At 75.7% G+C, this 12,521-nt stretch carries 11 protein-coding genes; 1 reads left to right on the top strand and 10 read right to left on the bottom strand.

Annotated features, from left to right (window positions below; translation table 11 throughout):
* Positions 1–69 precede the first annotated feature (69 nt).
* The 6 genes from carB to pyrR are packed head-to-tail and all read right to left on the bottom strand — an operon-like array spanning position 70 to position 8,331.
* Positions 70–3,423 carry a carbamoyl-phosphate synthase large subunit gene (carB, locus tag HLB09_RS06695; protein ID WP_171202617.1) on the bottom strand — a complete coding sequence of 1,118 codons (3,354 nt, stop codon included), beginning with the start codon at positions 3,421–3,423 and terminating at the stop codon, positions 70–72.
* Positions 3,423–4,667 carry a glutamine-hydrolyzing carbamoyl-phosphate synthase small subunit gene (carA, locus tag HLB09_RS06690; RefSeq protein ID WP_212770671.1) on the bottom strand — a complete coding sequence of 415 codons (1,245 nt, stop codon included), beginning with the start codon at positions 4,665–4,667 and terminating at the stop codon, positions 3,423–3,425. The genes carB and carA overlap by 1 nt, the downstream gene beginning before the upstream one ends.
* Positions 4,668–4,687: 20 nt before the next feature.
* A complete protein-coding gene (locus HLB09_RS06685; RefSeq protein ID WP_212770666.1) occupies positions 4,688–5,317 on the bottom strand; it encodes a PH-like domain-containing protein in 630 nt (209 codons plus the stop codon).
* A gap of 28 nt (positions 5,318–5,345) precedes the next feature.
* On the bottom strand, positions 5,346–6,761 hold the full coding sequence (locus HLB09_RS06680) for a dihydroorotase (protein ID WP_171202616.1): 1,416 nt from the start codon (positions 6,759–6,761) through the stop codon (positions 5,346–5,348).
* Positions 6,758–7,711: an aspartate carbamoyltransferase catalytic subunit gene (locus tag HLB09_RS06675; protein WP_171202615.1), complete on the bottom strand. Its 954-nt coding sequence runs from the start codon at positions 7,709–7,711 to the stop codon at positions 6,758–6,760. Before HLB09_RS06675 ends, HLB09_RS06680 begins: the two co-directional genes overlap by 4 nt.
* Positions 7,708–8,331, bottom strand: a complete 624-nt coding sequence (gene pyrR / locus HLB09_RS06670) for a bifunctional pyr operon transcriptional regulator/uracil phosphoribosyltransferase PyrR (RefSeq protein WP_171202614.1) — start codon at positions 8,329–8,331, stop codon at positions 7,708–7,710. Before pyrR ends, HLB09_RS06675 begins: the two co-directional genes overlap by 4 nt.
* A gap of 257 nt (positions 8,332–8,588) precedes the next feature.
* Between pyrR and HLB09_RS06665 the strand changes: the two genes are divergently transcribed.
* Positions 8,589–9,089: a transcriptional regulator gene (locus tag HLB09_RS06665; RefSeq protein ID WP_171202613.1), complete on the top strand. Its 501-nt coding sequence runs from the start codon at positions 8,589–8,591 to the stop codon at positions 9,087–9,089.
* A 248-nt stretch (positions 9,090–9,337) separates the two neighbouring features.
* On the opposite strand, the gene nusB is transcribed toward HLB09_RS06665, so the two are convergent.
* From nusB to aroB, 4 genes are all read right to left on the bottom strand, one after another.
* Positions 9,338–9,763, bottom strand: a complete 426-nt coding sequence (gene nusB, locus HLB09_RS06660) for a transcription antitermination factor NusB (protein ID WP_171202612.1) — start codon at positions 9,761–9,763, stop codon at positions 9,338–9,340.
* 1 nt (position 9,764) lies between these two features.
* On the bottom strand, positions 9,765–10,325 hold the full coding sequence (gene efp / locus HLB09_RS06655) for an elongation factor P (protein WP_171202611.1): 561 nt from the start codon (positions 10,323–10,325) through the stop codon (positions 9,765–9,767).
* Between the two features lie 196 nt (positions 10,326–10,521).
* Positions 10,522–10,989, bottom strand: coding sequence for a VOC family protein (locus HLB09_RS06650; protein ID WP_212770665.1), 468 nt, complete (start codon positions 10,987–10,989; stop codon positions 10,522–10,524).
* 68 nt (positions 10,990–11,057) lie between these two features.
* The gene (gene aroB / locus HLB09_RS06645; protein WP_344554070.1) at positions 11,058–12,122 is read right to left on the bottom strand and encodes a 3-dehydroquinate synthase; all 1,065 of its coding nucleotides are present in this window, start codon (positions 12,120–12,122) and stop codon (positions 11,058–11,060) included.
* Positions 12,123–12,521 lie beyond the last annotated feature (399 nt).

Raw genomic sequence — 12,521 nt, 5'->3', positions numbered from 1 at the left:
CCTCGTCGTCGACGACCTCGGCGCCCGCCTCCGCGCCGCCCACGGCGCCGTCCACCGGGCCGGCCGCCGTCACGGCGCGGCCGGTGACGCCGGCGCGCCGCCCCAGACGGCGTGCAGCGCCGCCGCGTGCTCCTGCAGGCTCGTCACGCGCACCTCGGCGTGACGGGCCGCGTCGATGCCCTGCACCGCCGCCGAGAGCTGCTGCACGGTCGTGATGATCGGCTTGTCCATCGCCGTCGTGGCCGCGCGGATCTCGTACCCGTCGGCGCGCGCCGCCGTGCCCGACGGCGTGTTGACGACGACGTCGACCTCGCCGGCGAGGATGCGCTGCACCACCGTCGGCTCGCCCGGCCCGCCGTCGCCCGCGGGGCCCTGCCCGGCGCTGTGCTTGCGCACGAGCGTGCTGGGGATCCCGTTGCGCGCCAGCACCTCAGCGGTGCCCGAGGTGGCGAGGACCTCGAACCCGAGGTCGACGAGCCGCTTGACCGGCAGGACGAGGGCGCGCTTGTCGCGGTCGGCCACCGACACGAACACCCGTCCGCTGCTGGGCAGCCCCCCGTAGGCGGCCGTCTGCGACTTCGAGAACGCGGCCGGGAAGTCGACGTCGATGCCCATGACCTCTCCGGTGGAGCGCATCTCGGGGCCGAGGAGGGAGTCGACGACGTCGCCCGCCGGCGTGCGGAAGCGCTTGAAGGGCAGCACCGCCTCCTTGACGGCGACCGGCGCGCCGAGCGGCAGGGCGCCGCCGTCGCCGTGCGCGGGCAGGAGGCCCTCGGCCCGCAGCTCGGCGACGGTGGCACCGAGCATGACGCGGGCGCAGGCCTTCGAGAGCTGCACGCCGGTCGCCTTGGCGACGAAGGGCACCGTGCGGCTGGCCCGCGGGTTGGCCTCGAGGACGTGGAGGACGTCGCCCGCCAGGGCGAACTGCACGTTGAGCAGGCCCCGCACGCCGACGCCGCGGGCGATCGCCTCGGTGCAGCGCCGCACCCGCTCGAGCTCGGCGCGCCCGAGGGTCGCGGGCGGCAGGACGCACGCCGAGTCGCCCGAGTGCACCCCGGCCTCCTCGATGTGCTCCATGACGCCGCCGAGGTACATCTCCTCGCCGTCGAAGAGCGCGTCGACGTCGATCTCGATCGCGTCCTCGAGGAAGCGGTCCACGAGCAGCGGGTGGTCGGGGCTGACGACGACGCCGGTGCCCCGGGCGCGCTCGACGTAGCCGGCGAGCGTCGCCTCGTCGTAGACGATCTCCATGCCGCGGCCGCCGAGCACGAAGGACGGCCGGACGAGCACGGGGTAGCCGATGTCGGCGGCGACGGCCACCGCCTCCTCCGCCGAGGCGGCCGTGCCCCACCGCGGCGAGGAGAGGCCGGCCTGGGCGAGCACCCGGCCGAAGGCGCCGCGGTCCTCCGCGAGGTCGATGGCGGCCGGGGAGGTCCCGACGATCGGCACGCCGGCCGCCTCGAGGCCCCGGGCGAGCCCCAGCGGCGTCTGCCCGCCGAGCTGGACGACGACGCCCACGACCTCGCCGCTGCGCTGCTCGGCCGCGACGACCTCGAGCACGTCCTCGAGCGTGAGCGGCTCGAAGTACAGGCGGTCGGAGGTGTCGTAGTCGGTCGAGACGGTCTCGGGGTTGCAGTTGACCATCACCGTCTCGTACCCGGCGTCCCGCAGCGCGAAGGCGGCGTGGACGCACGAGTAGTCGAACTCGACGCCCTGGCCGATGCGGTTGGGGCCCGAGCCGAGGATGAGCACCTTGCGGCGCCCGCTGGCGACGACCTCGTCCTCCTCGTCGTACGAGGAGTAGTGGTACGGCGTCGTCGCGGCGAACTCCGCCGCGCACGTGTCCACCGTCTTGTAGACGGGGCGGACGCCCAGGGCGTGGCGGACGCCGCGGACGACGTCCTCGGGCAGCGAGCGCAGCGAGCCCACCTGCGCGTCGGAGAAGCCCGACCGCTTGGCGCGGCGCAGCAGGTCGACCGACAGCTCGGGGGCGGCGGCCAGCTCGGCCGCGACCTCCTCGATGCCGGCCATCTCCTCGAGGAACCACGGGTCGATCCCCGTCGCCTCGTGCAGGGCTTCGACGTCGACGCCCGCGCGCAGCGCCTGCTGGACGGCGACGATGCGCCCGTCGGTCGGCACGGCCACCTCGGCCATGAGCGAGTCGAGCTCCTCCGGGCCGGCCGGGGCGCCCTCCCAGTGGAAGGTCGAGCCCCGCTTCTCCAGCGACCGCAGCGCCTTCTGCAGCGCCTCGGGGAAGCTGCGGCCGATCGCCATGGCCTCGCCGACGCTCTTCATCGTCGTCGTCAGCGACGCGTCCGCGGCGGGGAACTTCTCGAACGCGAAGCGGGGCACCTTGACGACGACGTAGTCCAGCGTCGGCTCGAAGCTCGCCGGCGTCTTCGCCGTGATGTCGTTGGGGATCTCGTCGAGGGTGTACCCGATCGCCAGGCGCGCGGCGATCTTGGCGATGGGGAAGCCGGTCGCCTTCGACGCCAGCGCCGAGGAGCGCGACACGCGCGGGTTCATCTCGATGACGACCATGCGCCCGTCGCGCGGGTCGACGGCGAACTGGATGTTGCAGCCGCCGGTGTCGACGCCGACCTCGCGGATGACGGCGATGGCGACGTCGCGCATCCGCTGGTACTCGCGGTCGGTGAGCGTCATCGCGGGCGCCACGGTGATCGAGTCGCCCGTGTGCACGCCCATGGGGTCGAGGTTCTCGATGGAGCACACGACGACGACGTTGTCCTTGGCGTCGCGCATGAGCTCGAGCTCGTACTCCTTCCACCCGAGGATCGACTCCTCGAGCAGGACCGAGCTCGTCGGGCTCGCCCGCAGCCCGGCGCCGGCGAAGCGCTCGAGCTCGTCGGGGTCGTTGGCGAAGCCCGAGCCGAGGCCGCCCATGGTGAAGGACGGGCGCACGACGACGGGGTAGCCGAGGTCGGCGGCCGCGGCCTTCGCCTCCTCGAGGGTGTGCGCCATGGCGCTGCGGGCGCTCTCGGCGCCGCAGCGCGCCACGATCTCCTTGAAGACCTGGCGGTCCTCCCCGGCGCGGATCGCGTCGACGTCGGCGCCGATGAGCTCGACGCCGTAGCGCTCGAGCACGCCGGCGTCGTGGAGGGAGATCGCCGTGTTGAGCGCCGTCTGGCCGCCGAGGGTGGCGAGGACGGCGTCCGGGCGCTCCTTCGCGATGATCGCCTCGACGAACTCCGGGGTGATCGGCTCGACGTAGGTGGCGTCGGCGAACTCCGGGTCGGTCATGATCGTCGCCGGGTTGGAGTTGACGAGGACGACGCGCAGCCCCTCCTCCCGGAGGACTCGGCAGGCCTGGGTGCCCGAGTAGTCGAACTCGCAGGCCTGCCCGATGACGATCGGGCCGGAGCCGATGACGAGGACGGACCGGAGGTCGTCGCGGCGGGGCATCAGTCGGTCTCCTCGGCGGTGGCCCTGCTGGGGCTGGCGGGGCTGGGCGTGTCGGGCGTGCGGTCGGGGGCGGCCATGAGGTCGCAGAACCGGTCGAACAGGTAGCCGGCGTCGTGCGGGCCGGCCGCCGCCTCGGGGTGGTACTGGACGCTGAAGGCCGGCGCGTCGAGGCACCGCAGGCCCTCGACGACGCGGTCGTTGAGGCACCAGTGGCTGACCTCGGCGGCGCCGAAGGGCGTGTCGAAGGGCTCCCCGATCGGTGCGTCGACGGCGAAGCCGTGGTTGTGCGCGGTGATCTCGACCGACCCGGTGGCCGTGTCCATCACCGGCTGGTTCACGCCGCGGTGACCGTAGACGAGCTTGTACGTGCCGAGCCCGAGGGCCCGCCCGAGCAGCTGGTTGCCGTAGCAGATGCCGAAGAAGGGCAGCCGGCGCGCGAGGACGTCCCGCAGGACGCCGACCTCGTGCTCCGCCGCCGCCGGGTCCCCGGGGCCGTTGGAGTAGAAGACGCCGTGCGGGGAGAGCGCGAGCACCTGCTCCGTCGTCGCCGTCGCGGGCAGCACGTGGACGCGGACGCCCCGCTGGGCGAGGTGCCAGGGCGTGCGCGACTTGATGCCGAGGTCCAGGGCGACCACCGTCATCGGCCGCCCGTCCACCCCCCGGCGCGGCTCGCCGACGGCCTCGACGACGTACGGCTCCGGGGTCGTCACCTCGCCCGCGAGGTCGGCGCCCGCCATGACGGGCGCGTCGAGGACGCGCACGAGGAGCTCGGAGGGCTCCAGGCGCCGACCGGTGGTCGGCTCGCGCAGCGCGTCGCCGGAGAAGACGCCGGCGCGCATCGCCCCGCGCTCGCGCAGGTGCCGGGTGAGGGCGCGCGTGTCGACCCCGCTGATCCCGACGACGCCCTGGTCGGCCAGCTCGTCCTCGAGCACCCGCAGGCTGCGCCAGCTCGAGGGACGGCGGGCGGGGTCGCGGACAACGAAGCCCGAGACCCAGATGCGCCGGCTCTCGACGTCCTCGTCGTTGACGCCCGTGTTGCCGATGTGCGGCGCCGTCATGACGACGACCTGCCGGTGGTAGGAGGGGTCGGTCAGCGTCTCCTGGTAGCCGGTCATGGCCGTGCAGAAGACCGCCTCCCCCACCGTCGTGCCGCGGGCGCCGTAGGCGGCCCCGGTGAAGGACCGGCCGTCCTCCAGCACCAGCACGGCCTCCTCGGCCGCGCCGCCGCCGCTCGTCCGCGTCAGCGGCTCCGCTCCCGTGCTCGTCACCGGTCGCCTCCCTCTCGCTCGTCCACGCCGTCCTGCCCGTCCACGTGCTGGTCCTCGTCCTCCTCGCCCTCGTCCGGAGGGCTGTCGTCGTCCCCGTGCGGCCGCGGCCCGTCCCGCCCGGCCGCCGTCCCCGGGAGCACCGCGGCGAGCGCGGCGACCAGGGCGTCGGCGTCCGCGTCGCGGCGCAGCCTCAGGCCCGTGTCGACCTCGAGGTCCTCCCCCGGCCCGAGCAGCCAGGTGAGGACGACGAGCCCCTCGCGGTCGACGTACTTGCCGGCCATGCCCCGCTCTCGGCGCACCCGCAGCAGGCGGTCCGCCGGCAGCCACAGGACGTCCTCCCCCTCGCGGGCCACGGACACCCCGGCGGCGAAGACGCCGACCTCGCACGCGCTGCGCCGCCCGAGGCCGTGGGCGACGACGCGGTCGAGCCAGTCGCCCGCGGTCGTCGTGCTCACGTACACGCCCTCGCGGGGCTCGAGCACCACCGCGCCGGGGTCCCGCGGCGCCGCCGGCGGGGCCGGCAGGTCGCGCTGGCGGCGCGAGCGCCGCCGCCACCCCCACCACATGAGGGCCCACAGGACGGGGATCGCCGCCAGCACGAGCAGCCCGGCCTGCTCCTCGCTCACGCGCGGACCGCCGGGGCGCCCGCCGGGCTCACGACGCCCCCGCCGCGCCGTGGGGCGCACCCCGGGACGCCCCGAGGTGGGCGTCGTCGGGCTGCTCGCCGACGAGCGCGCCGTCGAGCACGACCGGGCGGCCGCGCAGCACGGTCGCGACGACGCGGCCGGGCAGCTCCATGCCGCGGTAGGGGCTGTTGCGGCCCTGCGTCGCGTGCTGCTCCGGCGCCACCGGGCGCCGCGCGGCGGGGTCGACGAGCACGAGGTGCGCGGGCTCGCCCTCCGCCAGCGGCCGGCCGTGGTCCTCGAGGCGGCCGATGCGGGCGGGGGCGCTCGACAGGACGCGGGCCACGTCGGCCCAGCCGAGGAGCCCGGTCTCGACGAGGGCCTCCTGCACCACCGAGAGGGCGGTCTCGAGCCCGGTCATGCCCATGGCGGCGGCCGCCCACTCGCAGTCCTTGTCCTCCACCGGGTGCGGCGCGTGGTCGGTGGCGACGACGTCGACCGTGCCGTCGGCGACCGCCTCGCGCAGGGCCTCGACGTCGGCGCGCGTGCGCAGCGGCGGGTTGACCTTGTAGACGGGGTCGTAGCCGCGGACGAGCTCGTCGGTGAGCAGCAGGTGGTGGGGCGTCACCTCGGCGGTGACGTCGACGCCGCGGGCCTTGGCCCAGCGCAGGATCTCGACGGACCCCGCCGTGGAGACGTGGCAGACGTGCAGGCGCGACCCGACGTGGTCGGCGAGGAGCACGTCGCGGGCGATGACCGCCTCCTCCGCCACGGCGGGCCAGCCCCGCAGGCCGAGGACCGAGGACACGACGCCCTCGTGCATCTGGGCGCCCTCGGTGAGGCGCGGGTCCTGGGCGTGCTGGGCGACGACGCCGTCGACCGAGCGGACGTACTCCAGCGCCCGGCGCATGAGCACGGGGTCGTGCACGCACCTCCCGTCGTCGCTGAAGACGCGCACGCGCGCGGCCGAGGTCGCCATCGCGCCGAGCTCGGCGAGCCGCTCCCCCGCGAGCCCCACGGTGACGGCGCCGACGGGGCGGACGTCGACGAGGCCCACCTCGCGGCCCAGGCGCCACACCTGCTCGACGACCCCGGCGGTGTCGGCGACCGGGTCGGTGTTCGCCATGGCGTGGACGGCGGTGAAGCCGCCGAGGGCGGCGGCCCGGGAGCCTGTGCGGACCGTCTCGGCGTCCTCGCGGCCGGGCTCGCGCAGGTGCGTGTGGAGGTCGACGAGCCCCGGGAGCGCCACGAGGCCGGCGGCCTCGACGACGCGGGCGCCGTCCGGGGCCTCGAGCGACCCACCGGGGCCGGTGCGCGCCACGCGACCGCCCGCGAGCAGCAGGTCGGTCTCCTCGCCGCCGAGCAGCCGCGCCCGGCGGACGAGCACCGGCGGGGCGGCGCCCTCCCCGGCGGCTCCGGTCGGCGCGGGGGTGTCGGTCGTGCTCATGCGGCGTCCTCTCCGGCGAGCAGCAGGTACAGGGCGGCCATGCGCACGGCGACGCCGTTGGCGACCTGCTCGACGATCGTCGAGCGCGGGCTGTCGGCGGCCTCCGCGGAGATCTCGAGCCCGCGGTTCATCGGGCCGGGGTGCATGACGAGCGCGTGGTCGGGCAGGAGGCGCAGGCGGCGGCCGTCGAGGCCGAAGCGCCGCGTGTACTCCTGCGCCGAGGGGAAGAACCCGCCCCCGCCCATCCGCTCGCGCTGCACGCGCAGGACCATGACGGCGTCCACGTCGGGCAGCACGGCGTCGAGGTCCCAGCTCGTGCGGCACGGCCACGTGCCGACGCCGACCGGCAGGAGCGTCGGCGGGGCGACGAGCACGACGTCGGCGCCGAGCGTCTCCAGCAGGAGCACGTTCGAGCGGGCGACGCGGCTGTGGAGCACGTCGCCGACGACGGCGACCCGCGCGCCCTCGAGCACCCGGGCCGGGTCGCCGCCGGCCCGCTCGGCCAGCCGGCGCCGCAGCGTGAAGGCGTCGAGCAGCGCCTGCGTGGGGTGCTCGTGCGTGCCGTCGCCGGCGTTGAGGACGCCGACGCCCGACCAGCCGGCGTGCGCCAGCCGGTGAGCGGCGCCGGACGCGCTGTGCCGCAGCACGACCGCGTCGGCGCCCATCGCCTGCAGCGTGAGCGCCGTGTCCTTGAGCGACTCGCCCTTGGAGACGCTCGAGCCCTTGGCGGAGAAGGTGATGACGTCGGCCGACAGCCGCTTGGCCGCCGCCTCGAAGGAGATGCGGGTGCGGGTCGAGTCCTCGAAGAAGAGGTTGACCACCGTGCGCCCGCGCAGGGTCGGCAGCTTCTTGATCTCGCGCGCCTGGGTGGCGGCCATCTCCTCGGCGACGTCGAGCAGCTCGAGCGCGCCCTCGCGCGAGAGGTCGGCCGCCGACAGCAGGTGCCTCACCGGGCCCCCTCCGCGTCCGCCGCACCCGGGGCGGGCTCCGCGGCCGGCTCCGTGGTCGGCTCGGGGGCGCCGTCGGGGCCGCTGATGAGCACGGCGTCGCGCCCGTCGACCTCCTCGAGCATCACCCGCACGCTCTCCTCCGCCGCCGTCGGCAGGTTCTTGCCGACGTGGTCGGCGCGGATCGGCAGCTGGCGGTGGCCCCGGTCGACGAGGACGGCCAGGCGCACCGCGCGGGGGCGACCGAGGTCGGAGAGGGCGTCGAGGGCGGCGCGCACCGTCCGCCCGGAGAAGAGGACGTCGTCGACGAGGACGACGACGCGGTCGTCGACGCCGCCGGGCGGCAGGCTCGTGCGCCCCAGCGCGCGGACGGGGTTCCGGCGCAGGTCGTCGCGGTGCATCGTCACGTCGAGGGAGCCGACGAGCTGCTCGAGGGGCCCGGCCCCGGGCTCGGCGGCCACGAGGCGCTCGGCCACGCGGCGGGCGAGGTGGGTGCCGCGCGTGGGGATGCCGAGGAGGACGAGGTCGTCGGCCCCCCGGTTGCGCTCGAGGACCTCGTGGGCGATGCGGGTGAGGACCCGGCCGATCTCCGGGGCCTCGAGCACCGGGCGCGCGGACGCCATGGCGGCGACTCCTTCCCCGCCTCTCGGGACGGAGGTTGAAGGACGTCGGTCGGACGGAACCTAGCAGCCGGCGCCCCACCCCCCGGACCGCCCGCCCGGCAGGCGGACGCCCGTCGTCGAGGGCCTCCGACCGGTGGACGCCGTGGACCCAACGGGTGGCGGCGCTTGACGGTCCAGTGACGCTGAGTGACGATCTAGCCCGGTCGGCACGGCGCGGGACGACCTCGCGCCGGTGCCCGACCCACAGGAGGGGTGCAGTGGCATCGGAGTACGCGAAGGTGCTCGGGAACCGGCTGCGGTCGGTCCGGACGCGCCAGGGACTGTCGCTGCAGGGCGTCGAGGCCAAGTCGCAGGGTCACTGGAAGGCCGTCGTCGTCGGCTCGTACGAGCGCGGCGACCGGGCCGTCACCGTGCAGCGGCTCGCCGAGCTGGCGGAGTTCTACGACGTGCCCGTCACGGCGCTGCTGCCGGAGACGACGCCCGGGGAGACGGCCCTGCCGCCGCCCCGGCTCGTGCTCGACCTGGAGGCGCTGCGCCGCGTCCCCACCGAGCAGTCCGGCCCGCTGCTGCGCTACCTCGCGGACATCCGCGAGGCGCGCGGGGACGAGCAGTCCGACGAGATGCCGATCCGGGTCGACGACCTGCGCTCGCTCGCGGTGATCTTCGACCTGCCGCCCTCGGCCCTCACCGAGCGGCTGATCGGCTGGGACGTCCTCGGCGAGGAGGCCCGGCGGGCCGTGGCCCTGCCGGACGTCTGAGCGCCGGACGTCCCAGCACACGCACGCCCCGGACGCACGAGAGCCGCACCACCCGAGTCGGTGGTGCGGCTCTCGTGCGTCGGGCCAGCGTGCGCGACGGACCGCCGCGGCACGAGCGTCCGGGGCGGCGGGGCGGAGGGCACGTCAGGCCGGCGCCCCGACCGGCGCGGCAGCCGCCGCGCGCGCCGAGCCAGTGCCCGGAGCCGCGGCGAGCCGGACGCGGGCCCGGCCACCGCGGACTCCGACCGTCAGGCCGTGAGGGCCGGCTTCATCTCCAGCAGACGTCCCAGCACCCCGTTGACGAAGCCCGGCGAGTCGTCGGTCGACAGGGCCCGCGCGAGCTCGACGGCCTCGTCGACGGCCACGGCGCCGGGCACGTCGCCCCACAGCAGCTCGGCGGCGCCGAGGCGCAGGACGGCCCGGTCGACGTCCGGCATCCGCTCGACCGTCCAGCCCTGCGAGTAGGTCGCCAGCAGCTCGTCGACGCGCGCGAGGTGGGTGACGACGAGCTCGACGAGCTCGACGGCGTACTCGGGCATCGGCGGAGCGCCCGGGTCCGAGGGGTTGGTCGACGCCAGCCGCTGCGAGAGCAGCTCGAGGGGCGGCAGGCCGCGCTGCTCGGCCTCGTAGAGGACGTCGAGGGCCCGCTTGCGGGCCTTGCTGCGGGCCGCCACGTCAGCTGACGCGACCGAGGTAGTCGCCCGTGCGGGTGTCGACCTTGACCTTGGTGCCGCTCTCGAGGAACAGCGGGACGGCGATCTGGTAGCCGGTCTCGACCGTCGCCGGCTTCGTGCCGCCGGTGGAGCGGTCGCCCTGCAGGCCGGGCTCGGTGTAGGTGACCTCGAGGACGACCGAGGTAGGCAGCTCGACGTAGAGCGGCTCTCCCTCGTGCATCGCCACCTGCGCGGTGGCGCCCTCGAGGAGGAAGTTGGCGGCGTCACCGACAGTGGCCTCGGGCACCATCAGCTGGTCGAAGGTCTCGGGGTCCATCCACACGAAGTCGGCGCCGTCGCGGTACAGGTACTGCATGTCGCGGCGGTCGACGGTGGCCGTCTCCACCTTGGCGCCGGCGTTGAAGGTGCGGTCGACGACCTTCCCCGAGAGCACGTTCTTCATCTTCGTGCGGACGAAGGCGCCGCCCTTGCCGGGCTTGACGTGCTGGAACTCCACGACGGACCACAGCTGTCCGTCGATCTTCAGCACGGTGCCGTTCTTGAGGTCGTTCGTCGAGGCCACGGGAGTCCGTCCGTCGGGTGAGGGTGGTCGTGCCCGGCCGCGGCGACGGCGCGCGCCCCGAGGGGTGCGCCGGCCGCCGTCGAGCGCGACGGGGCGCGCGGTCGTCCGGGGCGGTGGGGCCAGGCTACCGCCGTCCGCGGCCCCCTCCGGCGCGCGCCGTCCGCTCCCCCGCCGCTGGGGCCCCTCGCCGGGGCGCTCAGCCGGTGAGGGCCGTCAGCTCCAGGGCGATGCCGTCGGGGTCGCGGAACTCCAGGATGGAGTAGCCGCCGACGTCCTTGACCGGCTCGTGGGCCACGCCCAGGCGGTCGAGCACCTCGGCGGCGGCGTCGAGCTCCGAGCGCTGGGCGACGGTGAAGGAGACGTGGTCGAGACCGACGCGGTCCTCGTCGAAGCGGTCGCCGCCCGGCGCCACGGGGCGCAGCCCGAAGAGGCCGCCCCCGAAGGCGTAGATGACCCCGCCGAAGAGGAAGCCGAGCTGCTCGCGGGTGGCCTCGTCGGCGTCCTCCGGCACCTCGAAGGCGACGTCCCAGCCGAAGACGGCGTCGTAGAAGGCGCGGGAGCGGGCGATGTCGGTCACGGTGACGCGCACGTGGGCGTAGCCGGTGGGCGACACGCGCCCCAGGTGCTCGGTCGGCGTCGGCGAGCGGTCGGCGGTGGAGGGCATGACCGGACCGTCGCACGGGGACGGCCCCGGGGCACCCGGGGAGCCCGGCCGCGACGGGACCGCCGGGCTCAGTCGCGGCTGATGCTCGCGTACGCGGCGGCGAGCAGCTGGGGGTCGGGTCCCTCGAGGCGAGTCGGACGGGCGACGTCGTCCAGGACGACGAAGCGCAGGAGGTCCCCGCGCGTCTTCTTGTCGCGGCCCATCGCCTGCAGCAGCTGGGACCAGCGGTCGCCGCGGTAGGTCAGCGGCAGCCCGAGGGAGCCGAGGACCGAGCGGTGGCGCTCCACGACGGCCTCGTCGAGGCGCCCGGCGAGCGCCGCGAGCTCGGCGGCGAAGACCATGCCGACGCTGACGGCGGCGCCGTGGCGCCAGGCGAAGCGCTCGACGAGCTCGATGGCGTGGCCCAGCGTGTGGCCGTAGTTGAGGACCTCGCGGTCGCCGAGGTCACGCAGGTCGCGGCCCACGACGTCGGCCTTGACGGCGACCGCCCGCTCGACGAGCTCGCGCACCACGGGCGAGGCCGGGTCCCGGACCGCCTGCGGGTCGGCCTCGATCCGCTCGAGGATGACGGGGTCCGCGATGAAGCCGGTCTTGACCACCTCGGCCATCCCGGCGAGCAGGTCGTGCACGGGCAGGCTCTCGAGGACGGCGAGGTCGCACAGCACGCCCGCGGGCGGGTGGAAGGCGCCGACGAGGTTCTTGCCCTCGGCCGTGTTGATGCCCGTCTTCCCGCCGACCGCGGCGTCGACCATCGCGAGCAGCGTCGTCGGCACGTGGACGACCTTCACGCCCCGCAGCCACGTGGCGGCGACGAAGCCCGCGAGGTCGGTGACGGTCCCCCCGCCGACGGCCACGACGGCGTCGGAGCGCGTGAAGGACGCCTGCCCCAGCACGCCCCAGCAGAAGGCGGCGACCTGCGCCGACTTCGCGTCCTCGTCGTCCGGGACCTCGGCCACGAGGGCCTCGTACCCGGCCGCCCTCAGGTCCTCCTGCACGGCCTCGCCCGTGGTGCGCAGCGCGCGCGGGTGCACGACGAGGACCTTGCGCACGCCGTCGCCCAGCAGCCCGGGCAGCTCGCCCAGCAGGCCACGGCCGACGAGCACGTCGTAGGGCCGCTCCCCCGCCACGGTGATGCGGGTGGTCGCCCGGCCGGTCGGCTCGCCGGCGGGCGCGGGCGCTGCGGTGTCCTCGCTCACCGGGCGACCCTAGCCAGCCGTGCGCCGGGGTGACGCCGCCCCGAGGGCGGCCGGCACCGCGCACGCCCGCACAGCGACCTGCGGAAGGAGCTCGAGCGACGCCCGAGGAGGCCTCGACCTGCGGTGATGCGGCGGCGTCCCCCGGTGACGCCGCCGTGCGCAGGTCGCTGGGCGCGAAGCGCCCGCCCCCGCACCGGTCGCCGTCGCGCCGCCCCGCCTGTGGACGGGCCCGGACGCGAGGCGCCCGCACGCCCGAGTCTCCGGAGGTGGACGCGGTCGGTGCCCTCCTGGACGAGCTCGTGCGCCGCGGCGGGACCGCGTCGAGCGCCGCGCTCC

Source organism: Pseudokineococcus marinus (genome assembly GCF_013004605.1).
GTDB lineage: Bacteria > Actinomycetota > Actinomycetes > Actinomycetales > Quadrisphaeraceae > Pseudokineococcus > Pseudokineococcus marinus.
The sequence above is the reverse complement of the archived record's forward strand: the minus strand, read 5'-3'. Positions and strand labels throughout refer to the sequence as shown.